The 24817-nt window shown below is 64.8% G+C and carries 15 protein-coding genes and 1 pseudogene; 8 read left to right on the plus strand and 8 right to left on the minus strand.

Annotation, left to right across the window (positions count from 1 at the left end; translation table 11 throughout):
- Positions 1 to 79 precede the first annotated feature (79 nt).
- Positions 80 to 2308, minus strand: a complete 2229-nt coding sequence (locus tag AC1DB0_RS29460) for an NADP-dependent isocitrate dehydrogenase (protein ID WP_476758502.1) — start codon at positions 2306 to 2308, stop codon at positions 80 to 82.
- Between the two features lie 542 nt (positions 2309 to 2850).
- Between AC1DB0_RS29460 and ilvA the strand changes: the two genes are divergently transcribed.
- Positions 2851 to 4416 carry a threonine ammonia-lyase, biosynthetic gene (gene ilvA / locus AC1DB0_RS29465; protein ID WP_342065605.1) on the plus strand — a complete coding sequence of 522 codons (1566 nt, stop codon included), beginning with the start codon at positions 2851 to 2853 and terminating at the stop codon, positions 4414 to 4416.
- Between the two features lie 52 nt (positions 4417 to 4468).
- Here the strand turns inward: ilvA and AC1DB0_RS29470 are convergent, their stop codons facing one another.
- The 5 genes from AC1DB0_RS29470 to AC1DB0_RS29490 form a co-directional block, all read right to left on the minus strand.
- Entirely contained in the window at positions 4469 to 5398 is a 930-nt protein-coding gene (locus tag AC1DB0_RS29470; RefSeq protein WP_476758812.1) for a hypothetical protein, read from the minus strand.
- 94 nt (positions 5399 to 5492) lie between these two features.
- On the minus strand, positions 5493 to 6425 hold the full coding sequence (locus AC1DB0_RS29475; protein WP_476758505.1) for an ABC transporter ATP-binding protein: 933 nt from the start codon (positions 6423 to 6425) through the stop codon (positions 5493 to 5495).
- Between the two features lie 2 nt (positions 6426 to 6427).
- Positions 6428 to 6979 (minus strand): azurin, encoded by a 552-nt coding sequence (gene azu / locus AC1DB0_RS29480; RefSeq protein ID WP_476758506.1) that lies wholly within the window; start codon positions 6977 to 6979, stop codon positions 6428 to 6430.
- A gap of 39 nt (positions 6980 to 7018) precedes the next feature.
- The gene (locus AC1DB0_RS29485; protein WP_476758507.1) at positions 7019 to 8101 is read right to left on the minus strand and encodes a FecCD family ABC transporter permease; all 1083 of its coding nucleotides are present in this window, start codon (positions 8099 to 8101) and stop codon (positions 7019 to 7021) included.
- A gap of 7 nt (positions 8102 to 8108) precedes the next feature.
- On the minus strand, positions 8109 to 9389 hold the full coding sequence (locus AC1DB0_RS29490; RefSeq protein ID WP_476758508.1) for an ABC transporter substrate-binding protein: 1281 nt from the start codon (positions 9387 to 9389) through the stop codon (positions 8109 to 8111).
- A gap of 243 nt (positions 9390 to 9632) precedes the next feature.
- Here AC1DB0_RS29490 and AC1DB0_RS29495 point away from each other — a divergent pair, with 243 nt between their 5' ends.
- Positions 9633 to 10823 carry a M24 family metallopeptidase gene (locus AC1DB0_RS29495; protein ID WP_476758509.1) on the plus strand — a complete coding sequence of 397 codons (1191 nt, stop codon included), beginning with the start codon at positions 9633 to 9635 and terminating at the stop codon, positions 10821 to 10823.
- Here AC1DB0_RS29495 and AC1DB0_RS29500 read toward each other — a convergent pair.
- Positions 10816 to 11784: a LysR substrate-binding domain-containing protein gene (locus AC1DB0_RS29500; protein WP_054422987.1), complete on the minus strand. Its 969-nt coding sequence runs from the start codon at positions 11782 to 11784 to the stop codon at positions 10816 to 10818. The genes AC1DB0_RS29495 and AC1DB0_RS29500 overlap by 8 nt on opposite strands.
- A gap of 92 nt (positions 11785 to 11876) precedes the next feature.
- Here AC1DB0_RS29500 and AC1DB0_RS29505 point away from each other — a divergent pair, with 92 nt between their 5' ends.
- From AC1DB0_RS29505 to AC1DB0_RS29520, 4 genes are all read left to right on the plus strand, one after another.
- A complete protein-coding gene (locus AC1DB0_RS29505) occupies positions 11877 to 12392 on the plus strand; it encodes a GAF domain-containing protein (protein ID WP_476758510.1) in 516 nt (171 codons plus the stop codon).
- A 17-nt stretch (positions 12393 to 12409) separates the two neighbouring features.
- The gene (locus AC1DB0_RS29510) at positions 12410 to 13378 is read left to right on the plus strand and encodes a Bug family tripartite tricarboxylate transporter substrate binding protein (RefSeq protein WP_054422989.1); all 969 of its coding nucleotides are present in this window, start codon (positions 12410 to 12412) and stop codon (positions 13376 to 13378) included.
- A 113-nt stretch (positions 13379 to 13491) separates the two neighbouring features.
- A complete protein-coding gene (locus tag AC1DB0_RS29515) occupies positions 13492 to 14175 on the plus strand; it encodes a response regulator transcription factor (RefSeq protein ID WP_175168647.1) in 684 nt (227 codons plus the stop codon).
- Positions 14165 to 15451 carry an ATP-binding protein gene (locus tag AC1DB0_RS29520; RefSeq protein WP_476758813.1) on the plus strand — a complete coding sequence of 429 codons (1287 nt, stop codon included), beginning with the start codon at positions 14165 to 14167 and terminating at the stop codon, positions 15449 to 15451. The genes AC1DB0_RS29515 and AC1DB0_RS29520 overlap by 11 nt, the downstream gene beginning before the upstream one ends.
- A gap of 11 nt (positions 15452 to 15462) precedes the next feature.
- Here AC1DB0_RS29520 and AC1DB0_RS29525 read toward each other — a convergent pair whose 3' ends face one another.
- Entirely contained in the window at positions 15463 to 17766 is a 2304-nt protein-coding gene (locus tag AC1DB0_RS29525; RefSeq protein ID WP_476758512.1) for a TonB-dependent receptor, read from the minus strand.
- A 116-nt stretch (positions 17767 to 17882) separates the two neighbouring features.
- Here AC1DB0_RS29525 and AC1DB0_RS29530 point away from each other — a divergent pair.
- Together AC1DB0_RS29530 and AC1DB0_RS29535 are read left to right on the plus strand one after the other, a co-directional pair.
- Positions 17883 to 17969, plus strand: a pseudogene (locus AC1DB0_RS29530) (ESPR domain-containing protein); the annotation flags it as partial.
- Between the two features lie 84 nt (positions 17970 to 18053).
- Positions 18054 to 24817 (plus strand): autotransporter-associated beta strand repeat-containing protein (locus tag AC1DB0_RS29535; protein WP_476758814.1); only part of this gene is annotated, 6764 nt, incomplete at its 3' end.

Here is a 24817-nt window from a genome sequence, read left to right on the forward strand (position 1 = left end):
CCCGATAAAAAAGCCGGCAGCCCTTTGAAAGGCTGCCGGCTTTTTTGTGCTGGCGGCAAACGCCGCCAGACGGTGACGCTTAGCCGATGGAGGCCAGCACCTGGTTCAGCGTGGCGCTGGGGCGCATGGCTTGGCTGGCCTTGTCTTCGTTCGGCTGGTAGTAGCCGCCGATGTCAACCGGCTTGCCTTGGGCCGCCTTCAGTTCTTCCACGATCTTGGTTTCGTTTTCAGCGAACGCGCCCGCAGCGCCGGCGAACTGCGCAGCCAGGGCGCGGTCGTCGGTTTGCGCGGCCACGGCCTGGGCCCAGTACATGGCCAGGTAGAAGTGGCTGCCACGGTTGTCCAGGCCACCGACCTTGCGGTCCGGCGACTTGTTTTCGTCCAGGAACTTGGCGGTTGCCTGATCCAGCGTCTTGGCCAGGATCTGAGCGGTCGGGTTCTTGTACGTGCGGCCCAGGTGATCCAGGGATTCAGCCAGCGCCATGAATTCGCCCAGCGAATCCCAGCGCAGGAAGCCTTCTTCCAGGAACTGTTGCACGTGCTTCGGCGCCGAACCACCCGCGCCCGTTTCGAACAGGCCGCCACCGGCAACCAGCGGAACGATCGACAGCATCTTGGCGCTGGTGCCCAGCTCCATGATGGGGAACAGGTCGGTCAGGTAGTCGCGCAGCACGTTGCCGGTGACCGAAATCGTGTCCAGGCCTTCGCGGATGCGCTTGACCGAGAACTTGGTGGCTTCAACCGGGTCCAGAATGCGCAGGTCCAGACCGCTGGTGTCGTGGTCGTTCAGGTACTGCTTGACCTTGGCGATGATCTGGGCGTCGTGAGCGCGCTTTTCGTCCAGCCAGAAGACGGCGGGCGTCTTGCTGGCGCGGGCGCGGTTGACGGCCAGCTTGACCCAGTCCTGGATCGCGGCGTCCTTGGTCTGGCACATGCGCCAGAGGTCGCCGGCTTCCACGGCTTGTTCCAGCAGAACCTTGCCCGAGGCGTCGGTGACGCGCACGGTGCCCGATGCCGGGACGACGAAGGTCTTGTTGTGCGAACCGTATTCTTCGGCAGCTTGCGCCATCAGGCCCACGTTGGGCACGCTGCCCATCGTGACCGGATTGAAGGCGCCATGCTTCTTGCAGTCGTCGATGACGGCCTGGTAGACGCCGGCGTAGCTGCGGTCGGGAATGACGGCCTTGGTGTCTTGCAGCTGGCCTTCGGCGTTCCACATCTTGCCGGAGTCGCGGATCATGGCGGGCATGGACGCGTCGACGATGACGTCGCTGGGCACATGCAGGTTGGTGATGCCCTTGTCGGAATTCACCATCGCCAGTTGCGGCAGGGTCTTGTAGGCGGCGTCGATGTCGGCGGTGATCGCGGCTTGCTGGTCAGCCGGCAGCGATTGGATTTTGGCGTACAGGTCGCCAATGCCGTTGTTGGGGTCGAAACCGGCTTGCTTGAGCACGGCGGCGTGGCGGGCCAGCACGTCCTTGTAGAACACGGACACGACGTGGCCGAAGATGACCGGGTCAGAGACCTTCATCATCGTGGCCTTCAGGTGCACCGAGAACAGCACGCCGGTGGTCTTGGCGTCGTCGATCTGGGCTTGCAGGAAGGACTTCAGCTTGGCGGTCGACAGCACGGCGGCGTCGATGATCTCGCCGGCCTTGACCGGGGTCTTTTCCTTCAGGACCGTCTTCGTGCCGTCAGCGGCGGTCAGTTCGATCTTGACGTCGCCGGCATCGGCGATCAGGGCCGACTTTTCGGTGCCGTAGAAATCGCCTTCGGACATATGCGCCACGTGCGACTTCGAATCCGCCGACCAGGCGCCCATCTTGTGCGGGTGCTTGCGGGCGTAATTCTTCACCGACAGCGGCGCGCGGCGGTCGGAGTTGCCTTCACGCAGAACCGGGTTCACGGCGCTGCCCTTGACCTTGTCGTAGCGCGCCTTGACGTCGCGTTCGGTGTCGTTGGCGGGGGCGTCCGGATAGTCGGGCAGCTTGTAGCCTTGTTCTTGCAGTTCCTTGATGGCCGCCTTCAGTTGGGGCATCGAGGCGCTGATGTTCGGCAGCTTGATGATGTTGGCTTCGGGCTTGACGGCCAGCGCGCCCAGCTCGGCCAGGGCGTCGGACAGCTTCTGGCTGTCTTCCAGGTAATCCGGGAACAGCGCGATGATGCGGCCGGCCAGAGAGATGTCGCGCGTCTCAACCGTAATGCCTGCGGGCTTGGCGAATGCCTGGACGATGGGCAGCAGCGAACGGGTTGCAAGCGCCGGCGCTTCATCGGTGAGGGTATAGATAATCTTCGGAGTAAGAGACATGATCCTTGAATCTGTTCGGCGCATAGCGCTTTCGGCGCAAACCCGAACATGCTAAGCGGCGTACGCCGGTAGATGTTGTCGAGAGTGGGTTCGTATGGGCAGAGGCGGGGCGGACCCCGGATTTGCTCAATCCGGCAGGCGCCTGCCCTTTATTTGTTGGCTCGATGACTCGGCCAATCTGGGAAGTACGACTGCCACGAAGGCGACATTGTAAACCCGTGACAAGGGCGCCGCGCATGGAAATAGCTGCAAAATGCCGTCTTATGAGCAGGATATCGCGGCTATATGCGTGGGATATGGCGGATGGCGTTCGCGGATTCACGCTTGGCGCCGTTTCCGCCTGGTGTGATTTGACAAAATCCCGAGCCAAGCGCATTCTTTGCGCCATGAATTTCCGCGCCGTCCGCATTTCGCTGATTATTACCATCATTCCAAGAATGGTGGGTTAGCGCGCGACCGCAATAGTCACAAGCCACCCGCCCCACGAGGCGGGTTTTTTGTGGCCGCCTCTGCCGGGCACGTTTCCTAAAGCAGAGAACCGCATGCAAGCCTCCCCGACCGACACCGCTTTCCAGTACGGCAACGCCTCGCCCATGGAATACCTGCGGCAGATTCTGACCGCACGTGTTTACGACATTGCCCGCGAAACCGAGCTGGACCCGGCACGCGGCCTGTCGGTCCGGCTGAACAACACGGTGTTTTTGAAGCGCGAAGACAATCAGCCGGTGTTTTCCTTCAAGGTGCGCGGCGCCTACAACAAGATGCGCAACACGCCGCAGGCGGCGCTGGACCGGGGCGTGATCACCGCGTCCGCTGGCAACCACGCCCAAGGCGTGGCCATTTCCGCCGCCAAGCTGGGCGTGCGCGCCATCATCGTCGTGCCGCAGACCGCGCCGCAGGTGAAGGTGGACGCGGTGCGCGCCCACGGCGGCCCGACCGTCACGGTGGTGCAGGCGGGCGATTCCTACAGCGACGCCTACGCCCACGCGCAAACGCTGGCGCAGCAGCACGAGATGACCTTCGTGCCCGCCTTTGACGACCCCTATGTCATCGCCGGCCAAGGCACCGTAGGCATGGAAATCCTGCGCCAGCACGCCGGCCCGCTGCACGCGATTTTCGTGCCCATCGGCGGCGGCAGCCTGGCCGCTGGCGTGTCGGCCTATGTGAAATCGGTGGACCCGTCGGTGAAAGTGATCGGCGTGCAAACCGAAGATTCCTGCGCAATGGCGCAATCGCTGAAGGCGGGCGAACGCGTGAACCTGGCGGAAGTGGGGCTGTTTTCAGACGGCACCGCCGTGAAGCTGGTGGGCGAGGAAACCTTCCGCCTGTGCCGCGAATACCTGGATGAGGTGATCCTGGTGGACACCGACGCCGTGTGCGCAGCAATCAAGGACGTGTTCCTGGATACGCGCAGCGTGCTGGAACCGGCGGGCGCGCTGGCGGTGGCGGGCTTGAAGAAATACGTTGAACGGGAAAACGCCCAAGGCTTGTCGATGGTGGCCATCACGTCGGGCGCCAACATGAATTTTGACCGCATGCGTTTCGTAGCGGACCGCGCCGAAGTGGGCGAGGCGCGCGAGGCCGTCTTCGCAGTCACCGTGCCCGAAGAACGCGGCAGCTTCCGCCGGTTCTGCCGCGTGATCGGCCAGCGCAGCGTGACCGAATTCAACTACCGCATTGCCGACGCGCACACCGCGCACATCTTCGTCAGCATGCAGATTGCGCGCCGGGGCGACGCGGCCGACATCATGGCGGCGTTGCAGGAACAGGGCTTTTCCGCCAGCGACCTGACGAACAACGAGGTCTCGAAGCAGCACATCCGCTACATGGTGGGCGGGCGTTCGCCACTGGCGGGCGGTGAACGGCTGTTCCGCTTTGAATTCCCCGAGCGTCCCGGCGCGCTGATGAAGTTCCTGTCAGAGATGGCGCCCAACTGGAACATCAGCCTGTTCCACTACCGCAACCAGGGCGCGGATTTCAGTTCGGCGTTGGTCGGCATCCAGGCGCCGCTGGCCGATAGCGCGGCGCTGGACGCCTTCTTGCAGCAACTGGGTTATGCGCATTTTGAAGAGACCCACAACGAGGCCTACCGCCAGTTTCTGATCTGACCCGACCCGACCAGACCTGATCTGGTCGGGTCTGGACTGAACCCGTTCCGGGTCAGCCTGGCTTGCAGTTCGCCTTGGCGGCTGACTTCGCGGTGGGCAATGCGACGCCCGGTTTGAGCTGCAACGTGGCGCGGCCCTGCGTTTGCGCCAATTGCAGCGTGGCCGCGCGCCAGGCGGGCACATCGTCAAACAAGACTTCCGGCCGGGACGACGACGGGTACAGCGGATCGGGCCGGTTGAATTCGATGGCGGGAAGCGCCAGGCACGTGTCTTTGAAGTTCAGCCGCGCCAGTTCACGCCCGTCGCTGACGCGCACCGCGCGAAACGCCAGCGGCGCGTCCACGAACTTCGTGACTTCCGGCACGATCCGCATGTCGCCCTGCGTGTCCTTGATGCGCGTGGCGGGCTGCACCACCACCACATCCCGGCCCGGCGGAATGGCCAGATACGCTACATCGCCGTCCACATCCAGCAGTTTTCCCTGGCCCAGATTCATGGCCTTGAGCGGCGCGTGGCGGATCAGCACCGTTTCTTGCCAGGCGGTTTCCACGCGCGTCCAGCCAGGCAGGCGGGCGTCTTCGAAGCGGGTGCCGCTGGGTTTGTCGCGGTCGCGCTGGTTCGATAGCGCCAGCCGGTTCACGCGCAACGCGCCGTTGGCGACCTGCAAGTGGGCCAGGACCGGATCGGTGGTGGAACTGGTGAAGTAGGCCAGCACGGCATCGGTTTCAAGCGCCTTTGCGTTGGCGGCGCAGAAAAACGCGTTTGAGGCCATGTCGCGGCCGTCGGGGTAGAGCAGCTTGCCGACGTCCCGGCCGCAGAGCTTGTTGCCCTGGAACGTAATGGTGGTGCTGCGGGTGTTTTGACGCTGGCCGGTGTTCCAGTCCTGACGCCCGCCGGTGGTGATCTCGACAACGAGGCCGTGGTTGTCGTAGATGATTGATGCGCCTGCGGGCGCGGCAAGCAGGCTGAGAAAAAACGCCATGATGCGGCTTCTCGTCATTTCCGCGGACTCCCTGGGATGGCTGGACCGGTAAATATATACCGCCGCCATGATGTGCCGCCGCCGTCCTGTGGCTTCAGATCCCGGCCAGCCCATCCACGTGCACCTGCGCCTGCCCCTGTGGGCAGCGTTCCACGCGGGCTTGCACGCGATAAACCTCGCGCAGCGAATGCGGCGTGACGACATCGGCGGGCAGGCCCTGGGCCTGGATCGCGCCGCGATGCAGCAGCAGCGCGTGGTCGGCGTGGCGCAGCGCGATGTTCAAGTCATGCAGCACCACCAAGGTGATCAGCCGGTGCTGCCGCGTCTGGCGGCGCAGCACGTCCATCACATGAAATTGATAGTTCAGGTCCAGCGCGGACAGCGGTTCGTCCAGCAACAGCAGGCGAGGGCGGCGCACCAGCGCCTGCGCCAGCGAAGCCAGTTGCTTCTGGCCGCCCGACAATTCGTCCAGATAGCGGCTGGCCAAGGTGGAGATACCCAGGTCGTTGATGACGGCCAACGCGTCCTGCATCAGCGCCTGACCGGTCATGCTATTGCGCCCTACGCTGTTGCCTCCCGCGCCGTGTTCAGGCGCACCGTTGCCAGACATGCCCTTGCCAGACATGCCCATGCAAGATGCACCCATGCCCGACGCACCCTTGCCCGACGCACCCATGCCCGACGCACCCTTGCCAAATCCGCCCTGGCGGCCGGAGCGCGCAGCGACCAGCACGGATTCGAAGACCGTCATGTGTACGCCTTTGGGCAAGGCCTGCGGCATGTACATGGCGCGCTCGGCCCGGCGCGCGGGCGTGGCGCGCGCCAGGTCTTCGTCGTCCAACAGGATCGCGCCGCGCATCACGGGGTTCAGCCCGGCCAGCGTTTTCAGCAGCGTGGATTTGCCGCTGCCGTTCGGCCCAAGCAGCGCAGTGACCGTGCCTTCGGCCAGCGGCCCGGCGCTAAGGTTCTGTAGCACCGGCTTGCCGCCGTAGCCAGCGTCCAGCCCGCGAATGTGCAGCGCTGTCATCGTCAGGGTTGCAGCACCAGCGTGCCGCGCATGTGTTGGGCATGCGCGGGGAACGAGCAGTAGTAGGTGTACGACTGCCCGGCGCGCAGGCGGCTTACCGGGAAGGTCACGGTGGCGGTTTCGCCGCCGCCCAGCATCGGGGTCTTGGCCAGGATGCGCGCGTCGCCGGGCGCCAGGAATTCATGTTGCACGCCGGCTTTGATGCCGTTGACCATCACGGCGTCAATGTCTTCCGTCTTCGTCAGCACCCAGTTGTGGCCGGCCTTTTCCTTGCTGTTCTTGCCGGTGTGAATCAGCCGCACGGTGAACTCGGTGCACGTGGACGGCACGACGATATGGTCGGGCCCAAACTGTTTTCCGGGGCGGCCTTCGACGTCGATGGCGCAAGCCGCGGGGGTCACTGCGGGGATGGCGGCGGCCGTATTGGCGGATGCATGGGTGGACGCGTTGGCGGATGCGTTGGCGTCGCTATGGGAGGCCAATCCAGCGGGGGCGGCTTGCGCGGCGCCAGCGAACAGCAAGCTGGCCAACGCCAGGGTCAGGCGGGAATGCATCAGGGGAGTCTCCTTATGGGATGCAGGCTTAGGGGGACGTCAGGCGCGCTTTAACGCACGCACGACGATGGTGAGAAAAAACGGAATGCCAACCAGCGACGTCACAATGCCCACCGGAATCAGCGCGCCGGGCAACACCGTCTTGGACGCGACCGACGCCAGCGACAGGATCAGCGCTCCCGCCAGCGCACTGCCGGGCAGGTAATAGCGGTGGTCTTCGCCCAGCAGCAGGCGCGCGATGTGCGGGGCGACCAGGCCAACAAAACCAATCGTGCCGACGAACGACACCGCCAGCGCCGCCAGCGCGCTGACGCGCAACAGGCTGACCAGGCGCAGCCGTTTGACGTCAATGCCGAAACTGGCGGCGCGCTCTTCACCCAGCCGCACGGCGGTCAGCTTCCAGGCGTCGCGCATCGAAAAGGGCAGGGCCAGCGCCACGGCCGCCGCCATGACGGACACCGTCGTCCAGTTGGCGCGCGCCAGGCTGCCCATCGTCCAGAACACAATGCCCTGCAAGGCCTCTTCGCTGGCCACGAATTGCAGCAGCATCACCAGCGCCTGAAAGGAATAGACCAGCGCAATGCCGAACAACACCACGCCCAAGGTCGAACCCCCGCGCCAGCGCGCCACGCGTTCCAGGATCAGCACCGACACCAGCGTGCAGGCAAAGGCCGAGACCGATACCACCATGCCGGGCGGCAATGCCGGCACATGCCAATCCAGCGTGATCGCCAGCGACGCGCCGAAGGCGGCCGCAGCGGACACGCCCAGTGTGTAGGGGCTGGCCAGCGGGTTGTCGAGCATCGTCTGCATCTCGGCCCCGCCCAGCCCCAGCGCCACGCCGACCAGCAACGCCATCAGCGCGTAAGGCAGCCGGAACTGCCAGACGATGACGCGCGTGCCAGCGCTGGCCGCGTCCGGATGTAGCAGCGTGTGCATCAGATCGGCCAGCGATAGCGACGCCGGGCCACTGGCGATGTCGGCGAGCAGGCTGGCGAGGATGGCCAGCGCCAACACCGCCGTCAGGAACAAACGCTTGCGCACCGTGCGGCGGTACGCGGCGATGGCATCGTCTGCGCTTGCCGCAAAGGTCGGCGCGGCCGCCGTGGTCGGGCTGATCATGGTGCGATTAGCGGATGGATGGGGCGGCAGCGGCGGAAGTGCCGGCAGCGGCGGAAGTTGCGGCAGCGGGGGAAGTGGGAGAAGCGCCGGAAGTTGCGGCAGCGCCGGAAGTGGGAGAAGCGGCGGAAGTGGAAGAAGCGCCGGAAGATCCAGCAGGCGCCGTCCAGTACGTTCCCGCGTTGTCCACGTTCAGAAACTGGCGGTACAGCGTGTCCAACGTGTCTTGCGGGTTCAGCGCGGCGGCGCGTTCGGGGTAGAACCACTTGGCCATGGCTTCGATGGCCGCCACGTTGTAGGGCGAGTTGTAGAAGGCATGCCAGATACCGTAGGCGCGGTGCTGCGTCACGGCGCTCAAGTCGCGTATGCCATCGCGCGCCAGCAGCGTGGCGAGGCTGTCGGCGGACACTTGCGCGGTGGCGCCGGGGCCAACCAGCAGGCCCGGGCGGCCGGGTTCGGAGCGGCTGCCGGTGGCAATGTAGACGTCGAGTTTGGCGTCCAGCAGAAATTCCAGACTGACGTCGCCGATTGCGCCGGGCAAGACGGGGGCCGCCACATTGACGCCGCCCGCCGTCTCCAGCAAGTCACCAAAGCTGCCATTACCGGTGGTATGGCAGCAGGCAGGCCACACGCCCGCCAACATTTCCACAAACACGCGCGGGCGCTGCGCCTGCGGCACGGGCTCCACAATCTTGCGCACGCGCGCCAGCCGTTCTTCATAGAAGGCAATGTAGGCGTCGGCTTCGGCCTGGCGGTCCAGCGCCTGCCCCAGAATCCGCATGCTGGGCACGGTGTTCTGCACGGGGTGCTGGCGGAAATCGATGAACACAATCGGAATGCCGGCATCTTGCAGCGCCGTGATCATCGGGTTGTTGCGCCCCGGCCCGTGGCCGCTCAGGCTGAACACCGCCACATCGGGCGCCAGCGACACGATCTTCTCGGGGCTGACGCTGGCTTCCGACGTCTTGCCGATCAGCGGCACGCGGGCTGCTTTCGGATAGCGCGTGACGAGCTGGTTCCAGGAGTACGGGTCTTGCTGTTTCAGCTCGCCTTGCCAGCCCACCACGCGGGCAACCGGGTCCTTCTGGTCCAGCAGCGCCATTGCGAAGACAAAGCGGCCTTCACCGAGCAGCACGCGTTTGGGGTGGTCAGGCACGGTGACGGTACGGCCGGCCAGGTCGGTGACCTGACGCGCGTGGGCAGCGGGCGCGACGCCAAACACGGCGCCAAATCCTGCGCCGAGCAGGGTGGTAGCGGCCAAGGCCGCGCGAAGCAAAGAGAGCGTACGCATCGAAACATCCAGGGTTGCGCCGTTGGCCGCGGGCTTGCGGGTAACGCGAACCATTCTTATCGACACGCAGTGTCCGCCAAGCCGTCTCAAGAAATCGTTAAGACGTGGCGGCGGTGCGGTGGGCACCGCACCGGCATGCAATAACGCTTATGGAACCCTCAGGTTTATTCATTGGGCGCTAATGCGTCGCCTGCCCATAATCCAACAGGCCTACGCGAGACACCTCACCCATAAGGAAACGCCATGCCTAAACTCACCCACGCCGTCTGGCATTACCGGCGCGACAAGATGATCGCCCTGATGGACGATCTGGCGGTTGACGCCATCATCTTTACGTCAGCCGACTTCTTCCAGTTTGCGACCAATTTCCACACCGACGTCTTGCCCTGGGAACGCCCGATCTTTGCCGTTGTGCCGCGTAACGGCACGCCGTTCCTGGTGATGAATGAGCTGTCCACGCACCATATGCAGTTTTCCCAGGAGCAGGGAAAAGTCTGGATCACGGACATCACCTACTACGCGGAACATCCGCGCGTGTCGAACCGGTTGCCCTTGATTACGCAGTTGCCTGAAGTCTTGGCGGCAAGGCTTGCGGCGGCGGGGTTGGCGCGGTCGCGCATTGCCGTTGAAGGTGGCAGCCCAGTGCTGGCGCACGTGGGCCGCATCCTGCCCGAAATGGTGCTGCGTCCCGCCACGCCGGAATGCCGGTCACTGCGCTGGCAAAAGCATGAAGAGGAACTGGCGGTGATGGCCGCCGCGGCCTCCATTTCGGATTGGATTCAGGATCGCTACCGCGAAAACATCCAGCCCGGCCGCTTGGTGCAAGAGCTGGACTTTGCGATGGCGTCGCTATTCGTCCAAGAAGCCGCCACGCGGTTTCCTGGCGAGCATTTCGAAGTGATCCGCTGCTGGACCTTGAGCGGCCCGGCGTCTGCGTCGCCTCATGGCGATGGCGCGTCTTGCGGCGCACGCATCAACAAGGGCGATGTGCTGGTCAACATCGTCATCCCGCGCCTGAACGGCCTGACGATTGAAAACGAACGCACCTGGTTCTGCGGCGCACCCTCGGCCGAACAGACCCGGCTCTGGTCCGCCGCCCGAGCCGCCAATGAAGCCGCCATTGCCGCCGCGCGCACGGGCAACCCGGTCTGCATGATGGATGCGGCGGCACAGGCCGAGATCGAAAAGGCCGGCTACGCGGACTTTATCCGCCATCGAACCGGGCATGCGGTAGGCATCATCCACCATGAATACCCGGAAGACATGGCGTTTTGCCAGCGCCCCTTGCTGGACAACGAGGTCTATTCCGCCGAACCCGGCATTTACGCCTATGGCATTGGCGGCTTCCGGCTGGATGACACCGTGGTCGTGGGCGACACGCCGCGCGTGTTGACGAACACGCCCAAGAGCCTGGAATACGCGACGGTCAAGTAGCCGCAGCAGGGCCAGCGCCGCCGACTTCGAGCAGGCGCTTGGCTTCTTCACGCAACGTCTCGCACAGGTCTGGCAGCACGATGCTGGGCGAGTTCGCTGCCCACAGCATGCCAATGGGGCCGAACTCCAGGCGCGACGGCATGCGCACGATGCTGATCAGGTTCCAGCGCTCGTACATCTGCGCAACGGAACTGGCCAGCGTGGCGATGTAGTCGCGGTCTTGCAGCATGGACAACAGCGCCACCAGCGAGCTCGTTTCCACGGCCGGGCGGGGCGGCGGCATGCCCGCATCCGACACGGCCTGGTCCAGCCGCACCCGCGACAACGTGCCGGGCGGCGGCAAAATCCACGGATAGCCGTCCGTGTCTTCCCAGCGCGGGGCCGCCAATTCCGCCAAGGGGTGGCCGCGCCGCGCCACCACGCTGAACGTATCGGTCATCAGCCATTCGGTGCACAGGCCGGAGCGGCTGGCGCGCACATCCAGCGGGCCGATGATCAGATCAATTTCACGGCGCTCCACGCGTTCCACCAAGGGCTCAAGCAATCCCTCGACCAGTTCGATCTGCACCTTGGGTGAACGCTGATGCAGCGCGGCAATGGCGCGCGGCAGCAAGACGGGGGCGGCGGACAGGATCGTACCGATATGCAGATGCCCGGCCACGCCGCCTTTGACCGCTTCGATCTCTTCGCCGGTGCGCGCGGTGTCGCCCAGAACGCGGCAGGCGTAACGCCACAGCGCGCGCCCGGCCTCGGTCAGCGCCAGCGTGCGGCCGCGCACAAATAATGGCGTGCCGACCAGGTCTTCCATATCGCTTAGCCAATGGGACAGCGCGGGCTGCGTCATGTGCATCGCCTTGGCGGCGGCCGTCACGGTGCCGGCGCTTTCCAGCGCGGCCAGCACTTGCAGGTGACGCAGCTTCAGGCGGCGAGTCCAGGAGAGTTCAGTCGGGGTGGCATCCATGCGGAAATGGTAATGGATATCTCAGCTTTATTCATTGGCCGGATATGGGTGTTGAACCCCAAAATGCTTCATCCCTTTCATGAGGCAGACCCGTGACGAGTTCAAACGATTTCACGCCGCAAGCGCTGGCGTTGGGCTGTGTGGCGCAGGCGTTGACGCAAGATTCGCAGCCAGAACGCGGCTTGCAGGCGCTGGCCGACGCGCTGTCGGATCGCATCGGATATCGGCTCTTCACCGTCCTGGTGCTGGACCGGCAGGCAGGCTTAAGCCGGCGGTATTTTTCGAGCCAGCCCGTGGCCTACCCGACGGATGGCGCCAAACCCATCCGCGAAGACAGCGACTTCTACGCCCGCGTGGTCCAAGATGGAACGCCGCGGATCTGCAACGACCGCCACGACTGCCAACAGGCGTTTCCGGATCACGATCTGATTTTCTCGCTGGGCTGCGAAAGCGCGGTCAACGTGCCGGTGCGTTGGAACGGGCAAACCATTGCGTCGTTGAACCTGCTGCATGAAGCGGGCTGGTACCGGCAAGACATGCTGCCCGAACTGGCCTGGTATTCGGCGCTGGCCATTCCGGTCATACAAAAAATCAACCACACAACCTGAACTCCAGGGGGAAAACCATGAAACGTCTTAGCGCAGGAATCGCTGCATTGTTGATGTCGTTGGGGCTGGCGCCGGCCTACGCGGCGGATGCGTATCCCACCAAACCCATCACGATTGTCTATCCGTATGCGCCGGGCTCGGCGTCGGACACCATGACGCGGCTGCTGGCCGATGCCATGTCCAAAAAGCTGGGCCAGCCCGTCATCGTGGAAAGCAAGTCGGGGGCGGGCGGGTCAATCGCTACCGAACACGTCGTTCGAGCCGCGCCCGACGGCTATACCCTGTTGCTCAGCGCAAGCGGCACCATCGCCGTCAATCCGCATATCTATAAGCTGCGCTACAACCCCGTCGAAGATCTGGCGCAGATTTCCATCGCAGTGGAAGTGCCGTTCGTGTTTGTCGTCAGCAAGGATTTCCCGGCGCAAGACTACGCGTCGTTCAAGGCGCTTAGCAAGCAGAAATCAGGCGGCCTGACGTCTGCTAACGCGGGGCTGGGCACGCAGGCCCATTTGACGCAGGCCGCCTTCGCGAGATTGGCCGGCGTCAACCTGAACATCATTGGCTACAAGGGCGCGGCGCCCGCCGTCAACGACATTCTGGGCGGGCATGTGGACTCGATGATGGACAACGCCGCGTCGCAGATTCCGTATGTCACGTCGGGCAAGACGACGGCGCTGTTCGTCACCAGCGACTACCGCTTCGACGGCTACCCCAAGGTGCCCACGGCCAAAGAGCTGGGCATCACGGGGCTGGTGCCCGCCGGCTGGTTCGGCCTGGCCGCACCCAAGGGCACGCCGCCCGCCGCCATCGACAAGGTGCAGACCGCGTTGACGGCGTCGCTGAAGGAACCCGACATCCAACGCAAGCTCAAGGAACTGGGCTGGGTGATCGTGGGCAATACCCCCGAGCAGGCCTTGGAACGCGCGCGAGCCGACTACACGCTGCTGGGGCAAGTGGTTCGCGACATTGACTTGAAGCCCAACTGAGGCGGCTGGCGGGGCGGGGCGCAGGCGCATACAGAAAGAGAAAGGCCATCGGTCAAGGCGACCGATAAAGGCCCCTACAATATGCGATTGATTTCCATTCCCCGCCTTGCTCCATGCGCGTTCTAGTCATCGAAGACGACCCCGATATTCTGGCCAACATCACCCATCACCTGACGCGGCGCGGCTATATCGTGGACTGCGCGGAAGACGGGCAGCGGGGCTACGCGATGGCGGCCGAAGGCGGGTTCGACCTGATCGTGCTGGACCTGATGCTGCCGCGCCTGGACGGCTACGAGCTTTGCCGCCGTCTGCGCACTGAGGCCGCGTGCGACACGCCGGTGATCATGGTTACCGCGCGCGACACGCTGGACAACCGCCTGACCGGCTTTGACGCCGGCGCGGACGATTACCTGGTCAAGCCCTTTGCGCTGGCCGAGCTGGCGGCGCGCGTCAAGGCGCTGCTGCATCGCGCAAGCGGGGCGAGCGCGGCGCGCGTGTTGCGCGTGGGCGATCTGACGCTGGACACCCGTACCTTGGCGCTGGCGCGCGCGGGCCAAGCTTTGCGCCTGCCGCCATCTCCGCTGCAACTGCTGACTTTGCTGATGCGCGCAAGCCCGGCAGTGGTGCATCGGGGCCGGTTGGAAGAAGCGCTGTGGCGCGACTCGCCGCCCGACAGCGACAGCCTGCGCACGCACATCCACCAGATCCGCCAGGTGGTCGACAAGCCGTATGACACGCCGCTGTTGCACACCGTGCACGGCATTGGCTACCAGCTGCGGGCCGCGGATGGGACGTAAGCACGCGGCGCGGCGCGGGCTGGCGCGGCATCTGGTGCTGACCTATGTGGCGCTGGCCTTGCTGGTGGCAGGCTTGCTTACGTGGCTGTCGGTCTGGAGCGTGGGCAAGCTGGAAGCGCACCTGCAACGCATCGACATGGGCATGGCGGTGGAGCGGGTGCGCGGTGATTTTCTGGCGGGCATAGACCCGGGGCGGCCCAACCGGTTCTTTCACGGCGCGCCGGGTAGCGACGCGTTTCCGGATTGGTTGCGACGGCTATCGCCGGGCTTTCACAAGATTGAACGTGCGGGCCGCATCTGGCATGTGATGGTGGACGACCAGAACGGCCAGCGCTACATGCTGCTGCGCGACTACACCGACTATGAACAGAGCCAGGTGGCGTCGCACTGGGCAGCGGTGAGTGGGCTGGCGGGCAGTTTGGCGCTGGCGTTTGTGCTGGGTATTCTGGCCACGCGGCGGCTGTTGCGGCCCTTGTCGCGATTGGCTGCGCAAGTCAACACGCGCGGCGCGCAGCCCCCGCAGACACGGCTGGCCGAAGACTATCCGCCGGACGAAATCGGCCAGTTGGCCGCCGCGTTCGACGCCACCTACAACCAGCTTGAGCAGGCGCTGCGGCGCGAACAGCTCTTCACCGCCGATGTCGGCCATGAATTGCGCACGCCGCTGATGGTGATCTCCAGTTCGTGCGAGCTGTTGCGTGAAGAACAGACCCTGGATGCAGACGGGCAAGCGCGGCTGGCGCGCATCGAAGCGGCCGCGTCCGACATGAGCGACCGGCTCGACACCTACCTGATGCTGGCTCGCGGGGGGGATGCCGCCGAACGCTTCGCCCGCGAAAGCGCGGTGAGCACGGCACGCAGTCAACTCGCGGCCTGGGCCGCCGTCGCGCAACGCCGGGGCATGGACCTGACGCTGGAAGAGGTCGCCGCCCACACCAAACCGCTGCAATTTCCCGCGCCGCTGTTGCGCGCGGTCTTGTCCAACCTGATCCGCAACTCCCTACAGTATGCGGGTCCCCAAGCGCAGGTCGTCATCACGGCGGGGGCAGATTTCATGCAGGTGGCCGACAACGGGCCGGGCATTCCGCTTGAACGCCAAGAGGCGATCTTCAGTCCCTTCGTGCGTGGCGAACAGGCGGATGCCGGCAACCTGGGGCTGGGCCTGTCGTTGGTGCAGCGTATCTGCACACACCAGGGTTGGCAGGTGTCGTTGCAGTCAGCGCCGGGGCGCGGCAGCGTGTTCCGGGTGGAKCTTGCCGCGCCTGCCAGCGTCTAGAACGCAGGAACCTAGAACGACAGGTCTGCCGTGAACGTGAGCGTGCGGCCCGCGCCCGGCACGCCGTACAACTGGAAGCCGTCCAGCGATGCACCCACCCGGCTGTAATAGAACTTGTTGAACAGGTTGTCCACGTTCATGCCCAGCGTCACGTTCTTGTTCAGGCGATAGCGCGCCGCCGCCGAATGCAGCCAATACGACGGTGCTTTTTCGTTGTCGCGCACCCAGATCGGATGCGTGCCAGACGGCCCCGACACCGTGGAACTGTTGTTGTTCTTGCCGCCCACGTACTTGTTGTCGGTATAGCGCCGCTTGCCCACGTAATTCACGCCGTAGCTCAGCGACAATTCGTCGGTGGCCGCATAGGTCGTCCATAGGTTGAGCGTCCAGTCGGGAACGTTCTTGGCTTCCTCGCCCTGATTCGCGCCCTTGGTGATGCGGCTTTTCATGGCGCTTACGCCCGCAAACGCGGACCAGCGCGGCGTGATGTTGCCGGACAGGCCCAGCTCAATGCCATCCACGCGCTTGGCGGGCAGGGCGCGCACGACATCGGTGGCGTCGTCGCCGTATTCCCAGGAATCGGTCAGCTCGGTGCGAAAGAGGGCGCCGGTCACGGACAAGTCGCTACCCGCAAGATCCCACTTGGTGCCCAGCTCCCACGTCTTGGATACTGCGGGCTTGTAGGTCTCGGTGCTGGTCGCGCCGTAGATGTTGTTGTTGGTCGATGCGCCCAAGGCCGACGGCTGCGCCGCCTGGCTGTATGACACATACACACTGCCGATCTCTACCGGCTTGTAGGTCAAGCCGACGCGGCCGCTCCACGCGCCGTCCGTCACGCGCTGCGTGCTGGTGCCCGTCTTCTGCGTGACGCGATAGCGGTCATAGCGCAGCGCGCCTTGCAGCATCCATTGCGGGTTGAACGTCAAGGTGTCGCCCACGTACAGGCCCGTGTTGAAGATCTCGGCCTTGTTGCCGCCATTGCCCTTGACCGTGCCGACGCCGCCCATGTCTACCCCGCCCGTATCGCGCAGGTCGATCACCGGGTTGATCGACGGCGCGCGAATGCTGCGTTCGTGGTCGCCATAGGTTTCCTTGTAGAACTCAACGCCCGTCACCACCGCGTGCTTGATGGCGCCCGTGTGGAAGTCCAGGTTCAGGTTGGTCTGGTTGGCCAGGATGGTGTAGCGCTTGGACGTGCCGAAGTCGTTGCCGCGCAGTTGCGCATACGGCGACGGATCGTTCAGCGAGGCATAGCCGCTGTAAGACGGGATGCCGTCCGCGCTGTTGACCAGCGGCCCCGTGCCCACGTAGCCGTAAGACGTGCGCGACGTGGAATTGAAGCGCGCCGGAGCCAGCACGCCGATGCGGTCGGTCTGCTGCCAGCGGCTGATGTTCGACAGCCGTGCCTGTTTCGTGAAATCGTGCTCGACCTTCAGCGTGGCCTGATCGGTGCGGGTCTGTTCGGTGTACAGGTCGGGGTCGCCGTACCAGGCGTTGCGCGACACGTTAGGCATGCGCTTGCCGCTCGTGCCGCGCTGTATCGGCACGCCGCCATCGGGGATGTTGTCGTCTTCCTGATGCAGATAATTCAGCGTCACGCGGGTGGGCGTGCCCAAGCCCATCGCCAACGACGCCGCCATGCCCGAGCGGTCGAACTCGGTCACCTCGCGTTCGGCCACGCCATTGTGGTGGCGCATCAGGTTGATGCGCAGCGCCGAGCTGTCCGTGAGTTCCTGGTTCAAATCCGCGGTGATGCGCCGGTAGTGGTCGGCGCCCAGCCCGCCCGACAGCTTGTAGAACGAGCCCAGCCGCGCTTCCTTGCTGGCGAGGTTGACGCTGCCGCCCACGGCCGACACGCCGGATTCGATGGAGCCGGTGCCCTTGAAGACTTCGGCTTCTTCCAGGTTGAAGATGTCAGTGCGGCTGGACAGGCCCGCGTCACGGATGCCGTCCACTGTGATGCTCTGCTCGGCCGAGAAGCCGCGAATGGTGAACATGTCGCCCCAGCCCAGGTTGCCTTCACCCGAGCTGAACGTGATGCCCGGCACGTTGCGCAACACGTCCTGCAAGCTTTTGGCCTGCTGTTCTTCCAACACGGCGCGCGGCACCACGGTGATGCTTTGCGGCGTGTCCAGCAAGGGTTCGGTGAACTTGCCGGATTGCACGCGATCGGCCTTGTAGGGTGGGGCGTCCGCCTGCACGGTGACCGGCGCCAGCACGGTGGTGTTGTCGGCGGGCGCGGTTTGCGCATGCGCGTGGCTGGTGGCGACGCTGCTCTTCTGCGCACGTAAATACCAAAAACCAGGGGTATGCAAGGCGAAAGGCAATCTTTCTAATTGAAACTTCGGCGTTGGCCATCGTGCGCCAGCGTGAATTTCAAATATTGCCTGCGGGATATTTCCCTGCGCGCGACCACCCTATAGAACAGCCCATGAACCGTACGTTTCGCATTGTCTTCAACCGTCGCGTGGGTGTATGGCAGGTGGCAAGTGAGCATGCAAGAGGTCAGGGCAAAGGCGGCAGTCCGTCCCGGTGCGTGAATGACACGAGGGCGTTCATACCCAGAGTCCTTGCGGCGGCCACGCTGTTTGCGGCTTGCGGAATGCCTCCGGCAGCAATGGCGCAGGTCATCTCCGGCTCGGGCGATATTTTTCCCGGCAGCCCGGCGGACTGGGGAATCGCTACCGACTTTATCGTCGGCAACACCGCGACCGGTACATTGCGGATAGAGGGTGGCGCGTGGCTGAACAACACTAATGGCGTTCTCGGCAACGGGGCGGGCGCGACCGGCACGGTCTATGTTTCGGGGTTAGGCAGCGGCTGGGTGCTGGGCGAGTCACTGTCCGTTGGCCGCGAAGGTACCGGCACGTTGAACGTAGTTAACTATGGTCGCGTGCAGGTCTTGGGCGCCGGTATTGTGTCGCTGGCTGAAGCGGCAACCGCTCGCGGCACCATCAACATCGGCGCAATTCCTGGCGCAGCGCCGGCGACGGTTGGCGAGTTCCTGGCGAAAGAGGTCCACTTCGGCGCAGGCACAGCCAAGCTGAACTTCAATACCAATGGGGGTGTTGATTTCGCTGCCAGCCTGAGTAGTGACAGCGCAGGCATCCACGAACTTAATCACTACAGCGGCACCACGACCCTGCGTGCCGACAGCAGCGGCTTTCTAGGGCAAATCAATGTAATCGGCGGCGAACTACAGATTCGGAACAAGCTGGGTTCCAGCAATACCACCATCGACAATTTGTCGGGCGCCGCCATCTCCGCGGCCATCCGGGTGGATGGCTCGAATGCCGTCTGGGCCAACGATGGCAATTTGTTTGTCGGCAGCACTAGCAAGGGTGCGTTGACGGTGAGCAATGGCGCTCAGGTCAATAACCTGTTTGGCACGGTCTCTGCGCAGCAGAACGGCGTTTCCGAAGTGACGGTATCGGGCTCAGGCTCCGTCTGGCGCAATAGTCATGCGCTTAGCGTCGGCGGGCAGGGCGGCCAGAGCGGGCAGGGCAAGGTATTCGTAGATGCGGGCGGCAGTTTGTTCAGCTCCGACGCCTATATCGGCAGCAGCGCAAACACCGTAGGCGCCGTGACGGTGTCTGGTTTTCGCTCGTCCTGGCGTAACGACGGCAATCTGCGCGTGGGCGACATCTCGGGTCAGGGCAGCCTGTCTGTTTTAGCGGGCGCCATGGTGAGCAACCAGATCGCCTTGATTGGAAGCATGGGGGGCACCGGCAAGGTGACCGTCTCCGGAGCAGGTTCCGAATGGTTCAACAGCGGTAGCGTGGCCATCGGCTATGGCGTGGGCGTAGCGAACGGCACGTTGACCATCGCGAATTTGGGCACGGCCACCGTTGGCGCGTCAGGCACACAGGCCGTGGAGTTGGTGAGCAGCGGCATCGCGTTCCTGCCCAGCACCGCCACCATCAATATCGGAGGCGAAGTCGGATCAGTTGCGGTTTTAGGTGGCACGCTCAATGCCTCGGAGATCAAATTTGGCGCAGGCTTCGCCAGCCTGAACTTCAACCATACCGACACCGGACTCAACTTCGCTACCCCCCTGCGGAGCCTGGGCTCGGGTTCTGGTTCTGGCTTAGTCCAGCATCGTCTGAATCAAGTGGCCGGCACAACGGTATTGACGGGGAACAGCGCCGCTTTCACGGGCAAAACGACCGTGTCGGGCGGCAAGTTGGTTGTGTTGGACAAGCTGGGCGGGACGGCCGATGTGTCAGGCGGCACCTTGCAGTATGGCGACGGCACCACCGGCGCGGCCAACCTCCTTTCCGGCAACCTGAACGTCGCCGGCAACCTTGGCACGCTGTCCATCCAGGGGCCTGCGACGCTGCAGGTGGCGGGCGACGTCGTGATGGCCGACAACACCACATTGGCCTTGGGGGCGGGCACAGGCGGCCCCGCTTTGCAGGCCGCCGCGGTGTCGCTAGGCAACGGCACGGTGCTTAACCTGAGCGGCATTACTGGCCCGATTCAGCAAGAGATGGTGTTGATGGATACCCAAGGTGGTATCCAGGGCGACTTTGCCGCGGTGAACATCAGCGGCTTCACGAGCGTGGTGGACTACCTGACCTTGCACACAGGCAAGTCGGCCGACAGCCTGAAGTACCTGGCCAGCTACGACCTGAGCTGGACCGCTAAGAACAGCTTTCGCCACGGCACTTTCACGCTGACTCAGCCCACGGACTCATATACGGTGGGCGTAGCACTTAACGATCAGGTGGCTAATGCGTCGACGGGCTGGAACGGCACGACGTTGACCAAGGCCGGCGAGGGCACGCTGGTACTGACCGGCAACAACACCTACACCGGCGGCACTGAGATCCGCCTGGGTACGCTGTCGGTGTCGAAAGACGCCAACCTGGGCGCGGCGGGCACCGCGGTGTCCATGATGGGCGGGACCTTGGCGACGACGGCGGACTTCAGCTCGAACCGGCAGCTCAACCTATTGCAGAACAGCACGCTTGATGTCGCCAGTGGCACGCAACTGGATTGGACCGGTGCGGTCACGGGCAGCGGCACCCTGACCAAAGACGGCGCCGGCACGGTCACCCTGTGGGGCGTAAACAACCAGACCAACACGGTGGTGCAAGCAGGCACCCTGATTGGCAACAGCGCCTCGATCCGGGGCAACCTGTTGAACCACGGCTCAGTCGTCTTCAACCAGCTCACCGACGGCACCATCACGGGTCTGCTGCTTGGCACCGGCAGTGCCACCAAGCTCGGCGCGGGCAGCCTGACCTTGGGCGCTAGGAATGTGTTGGATTGGGACATCCAAGCCGGCACCTTGATCAGCGACGCGTCGCGCTATGCCGCCGACGCCAAGCTGGGCGCCGCCGGCACGCTACGCTTCGATCAGAAGACCGACAACGCGTACGCCGGCACGCTATCCGGCAGCGGCACTTTCGAGAAGACGGGCGCGGGCGCACTGCAATTAAGTGCTGACAACAGCGCATTCTCCGGCACGACGCGGGTGCGCGACGGCGTCCTGACCGTGTCGGACAAACTCGGCGGCAACGCCGATATCACCGGCGGCCATTTGCAGGTGATGGGCACGCTGAACGGCAACGCCTTGATCCGCTCAGGCGGCGTGTTGTCCGGGTCTGGCACGATCGGCCAAGATGCCACGCTGGTGGGCGGGGTGCTGCAAGGTGCTCAGGGCCTAACCCTGACGATCGGCGGCAACCTTACCCTGAACAACGCCAGCCAGATCAACGTGGCGCTGGGTACTGCCTCGTCTACCGCGCTGTTCGACGTGGGCGGCGACCTGGCGTTGGCGGGCACGCTGAACGTGACGGACCAAGGTGCGTTCGGCCCGGGCGTCTACCGCCTGTTCGACTATGGCGGTGCGCTTACCGCCCAGACGCTGGCCCTGGGCACCACGCCCGCAGGCATCTCCAACGGCGACTTGCGCCTTCAAACGGCCGTGGCCGGTCAGGTCAACCTGATGTCCACGGCAGGCGCCACCTTGAGCTTCTGGGACGGCGACAATGCCGCGCAGCGAGATAACGGCGTGATTAACGGCGGCTCGGGACTCTGGCGTACCGATGGGCTGAACTGGACCAACCAGGACGGCACGCTGAACGGCCGCTTCCAGCCCAATCCGACGTTCGCCGTGTTCCAAGGCGCATCCGGCATCGTGTCGGTGGATGCGGGGGCGGGCGCCGTAGGCGTGACGGGCATGCAGTTCACGACCAGCGGCTACCGCGTCCAGGGTGACGCGATCGCACTGTCCGGCGTGGGCGGCGAGACCATTGTGCGCGTGGGTTCGGGCCAGCCCACCAGCGCCGGCACGACCGCCACCCTGGCGTCCCGCCTGACGGGCGCCAGCAAACTCGTGAAGTCCGACTTCGGCACGCTGGTGCTGGCGGGCGCGAATAGCTATACCGGCGGCACCGAAATCCGTGGCGGGACTTTGTCTATTTCGTCTGACGACCATCTGGGCGCAAGCGCAGGCGGGCTGACGTTGAACGGCGGCGCGCTGGCCACCACGGCCAGCTTCGATTCCACGCGTGCAATGACGTTGACCCAAACCGCCGATATCAACGTCGCGGCGGGCTCCACGCTTGGCTGGCAAGGCGCCATCGGCGGCACGGGTAATCTGCAAAAGCTGGGCGCAGGCACGCTGACGCTGACCGGCGCAAACACCTACGGCAACACCCAAGTGCTGGCCGGCACGCTGGTGGGCAATGCAGGCTCGATTCGTGGCGATCTGCTGAATAACAGTGCTGCTGTGTTCAACCAAACCACCGATGCGGTCTACGCGGGCTATGTGTCGGGCACGGGCACGACGGCCAAGCAGGGCGTGGGCATGTTGACGCTGACCGGCGTCAACGCGCAAGACTGGCGCATCGACGCGGGCACCCTGGCCGTCAGCGCCGGTGGCTACACCAGCAACACCACAATCGCCTTGGGCGCTGACCTGCGCTTCAATCAAACCTCCAGCGCCTCGTTCAGTGGCGTTCTGGCGGGGGCGGGACAAGTCACGAAGACCGGCGCGGGCACGCTGGAACTGGTGGGCGACAGCAGCGCCTTTGCCGGCCAGACGCAGGTGCAATCCGGCACGCTGCGGGTTTCGAACACGCTGGGCGGTTCGGCTTCAGTCACGGGCGGGCGCCTGCAGACCGACGGCGTGCTGGCTGGCGACGTCACGGCAAGCGGCGCAGGCATTGTCTCGGGTGAGGGCCACATCAACGGCAGCGCCACGCTGTCGGGCGGTGTACTGGAAGGCGTGCAAGGCCAGACGCTGGCGATTGGCGGCGACTTATCGTTGTCCAGCACCAGCCAAGTGAATGTGGAACTGGGCAACGCGCCCAACACCGCCTTGTTCAGGGTGGCAGACAACCTGACCTTGGCCGGCAGCTTGAACATCACGGATCAGGGCGGCTTTGGCGCAGGGGTGTATCGCCTGTTCGACTACGGCGGCACCCTGACGAACAACGGCTTGGCCATCGGCGCCACGCCCAACGGCGTGGCCGCCCGAGACCTGGCGTTGCAAACGGCAGTCAGCGGCCAGGTCAATCTGGCGTCGACATCCGGCGCAACGCTCGGCTTCTGGGACGGCAGCAACACCGCCAGCCATGACAACGGCGTCATCGACGGCGGCTCGGGCACGTGGCGCGCCGATGGCCGCAACTGGGCGAACGTGGACGGCACCTTGAACGGCGTCTTCCAACCCAACCCGACGTTTGCCGTCTTCCAAGGCACGGCCGGCACGGTCACCGTGGACAATTCGGCCGGCGCCATCGGCGTCACCGGCATGCAGATTGCCGCCGACGGCTACCGCATCGAAGGGGATGCCATCGCCCTGCAAGGCGCGGGCGGCGAAAGCATCATCCGCGTGGGCTCGGGGACGACGGCAGATGTCGGCATGACCGGCACCATCGCCGCCAGCCTGACGGGCGCCAGCAAATTGGCCAAGACCGACTTCGGCACGCTGGTGCTCACAGGCAACAACACCTACACCGGCGGCACGGATGTGCGCGCGGGAACCTTGACTGTGGCCAAAGACGTGAACCTGGGCGCGGCGGCAGGCGGCTTGACGTTGAGCGGCGGCACGCTGTCCACCACCGCCAGCTTCGACACCGCGCGCAGCGTCGTGGTGACCCAATCCAGCCGTATCTCGGTCGCATCCGAAACGAACGTCGGCCTGACCGGCTCCATCACCGGCAACGGCGATCTGGCCAAGACGGGCGCGGGCACGCTGACGGTGTCGGGTGACGGCAGCGCCTACACCGGCAGCCTGCTGGTGCAGGCGGGTGCGTTGAACATCGCATCGGCGGGCAAGCTGGGCGGTGCGCTGACGATGGCCAACGGCACGATGTTGCAAGGCACGGGCCAAGTCGGTTCGACCCTGTTGCAAAGCGGCGCCATCCTGGCGCCGGGCAATGTCGCCGGCACCTTGAATGTGGCGGGCGACCTGACATTCATGCCGGGTTCGGTCTACCAAGTGGCCGCCGACCCGGCATCGTCTGCGAGCGCCCGCGTGGCCGTCAGCGGCGCCGCCAATCTGGCGGGTTCCGTCGTGCACGTGGGACCGGAAGGCGGTTTTGAAAGCACGCGTCAGTACACCATTCTGCGCGCGGGCGTGGTCAACGGCCAGTTCGACAATGTGTCGTCGAACTACGCGTATCTGGCTCCGGCTTTGCGCTACGGCGCGCAGGACGTCACGCTGCAACTGGGCCGCAAGTTGGTACCCGTGAACCCCGTCGACCCGGGCACGCGCCCCATCGCCTTTGCGGACGCCGCGCAGACCCGCAATCAGCGCGCCGTGGCCAATGCGCTGGACAGCCTGCCGTCGGGCAATGCCTTGCACGAGTTCATCCTGACCTTGCCCAATGGCGCTCCGCCTGCGGTGTTCAACAACCTGTCGGGCGAAGCACACGCCAGCGTCGCGTCCAGCCTGATGGGCTCCAGCACCACCACGCGCACGCTGCCGCTGTCGCACCTGCGCGCCAATCTCAATGAGGGCATGCGCCCCGGCGCACCGACGGCGCAAGCCGGCGGCACGCTGTCCGCGTCCGCCTTGCCCTCGTCGAATGCGCAGCCCGCCTGGGCGGAGCTCGTGGGCAACTGGCAAACGCAGAACGCCACCGACAACACTGCACAAGTTCGTCAACACACCGGCGGCGTCTTCGCCGGCGCCGACCATGCGGTGGGCAACGGCTGGCGCGTGGGCGGCGCGGTTGGCTACACCGACAGCAAAATCCGCGTTGACGACCTGGCCTCGAAGGCGGACGTGTCCGGCTACAGCGCGGCCATCTACGGCGGCAAGTCGTTTGACGCGGGCGCGGGCAAGCTGAACCTGCTGGTCGGCACGTCCTACACCTGGCACGACGTCAACACGGAACGCTACGCGAC

The sequence above is a fragment of the Achromobacter sp. 10T422 genome (assembly GCF_056394065.1).

Coding starts and splice junctions, on each gene's coding strand:
- AC1DB0_RS29460 (WP_476758502.1), bottom strand. CDS start 2,308: ATGTCTCTTACTCCGAAGATTATCTATACCCTCACCGATGAAGCGCCG.
- ilvA (WP_342065605.1), top strand. CDS start 2,851: ATGCAAGCCTCCCCGACCGACACCGCTTTCCAGTACGGCAACGCCTCG.
- AC1DB0_RS29470 (WP_476758812.1), bottom strand. CDS start 5,398: ATGGCGTTTTTTCTCAGCCTGCTTGCCGCGCCCGCAGGCGCATCAATC.
- AC1DB0_RS29475 (WP_476758505.1), bottom strand. CDS start 6,425: ATGACAGCGCTGCACATTCGCGGGCTGGACGCTGGCTACGGCGGCAAG.
- azu (WP_476758506.1), bottom strand. CDS start 6,979: ATGCATTCCCGCCTGACCCTGGCGTTGGCCAGCTTGCTGTTCGCTGGC.
- AC1DB0_RS29485 (WP_476758507.1), bottom strand. CDS start 8,101: ATGATCAGCCCGACCACGGCGGCCGCGCCGACCTTTGCGGCAAGCGCA.
- AC1DB0_RS29490 (WP_476758508.1), bottom strand. CDS start 9,389: ATGCGTACGCTCTCTTTGCTTCGCGCGGCCTTGGCCGCTACCACCCTG.
- AC1DB0_RS29495 (WP_476758509.1), top strand. CDS start 9,633: ATGCCTAAACTCACCCACGCCGTCTGGCATTACCGGCGCGACAAGATG.
- AC1DB0_RS29500 (WP_054422987.1), bottom strand. CDS start 11,784: ATGGATGCCACCCCGACTGAACTCTCCTGGACTCGCCGCCTGAAGCTG.
- AC1DB0_RS29510 (WP_054422989.1), top strand. CDS start 12,410: ATGAAACGTCTTAGCGCAGGAATCGCTGCATTGTTGATGTCGTTGGGG.
- AC1DB0_RS29515 (WP_175168647.1), top strand. CDS start 13,492: ATGCGCGTTCTAGTCATCGAAGACGACCCCGATATTCTGGCCAACATC.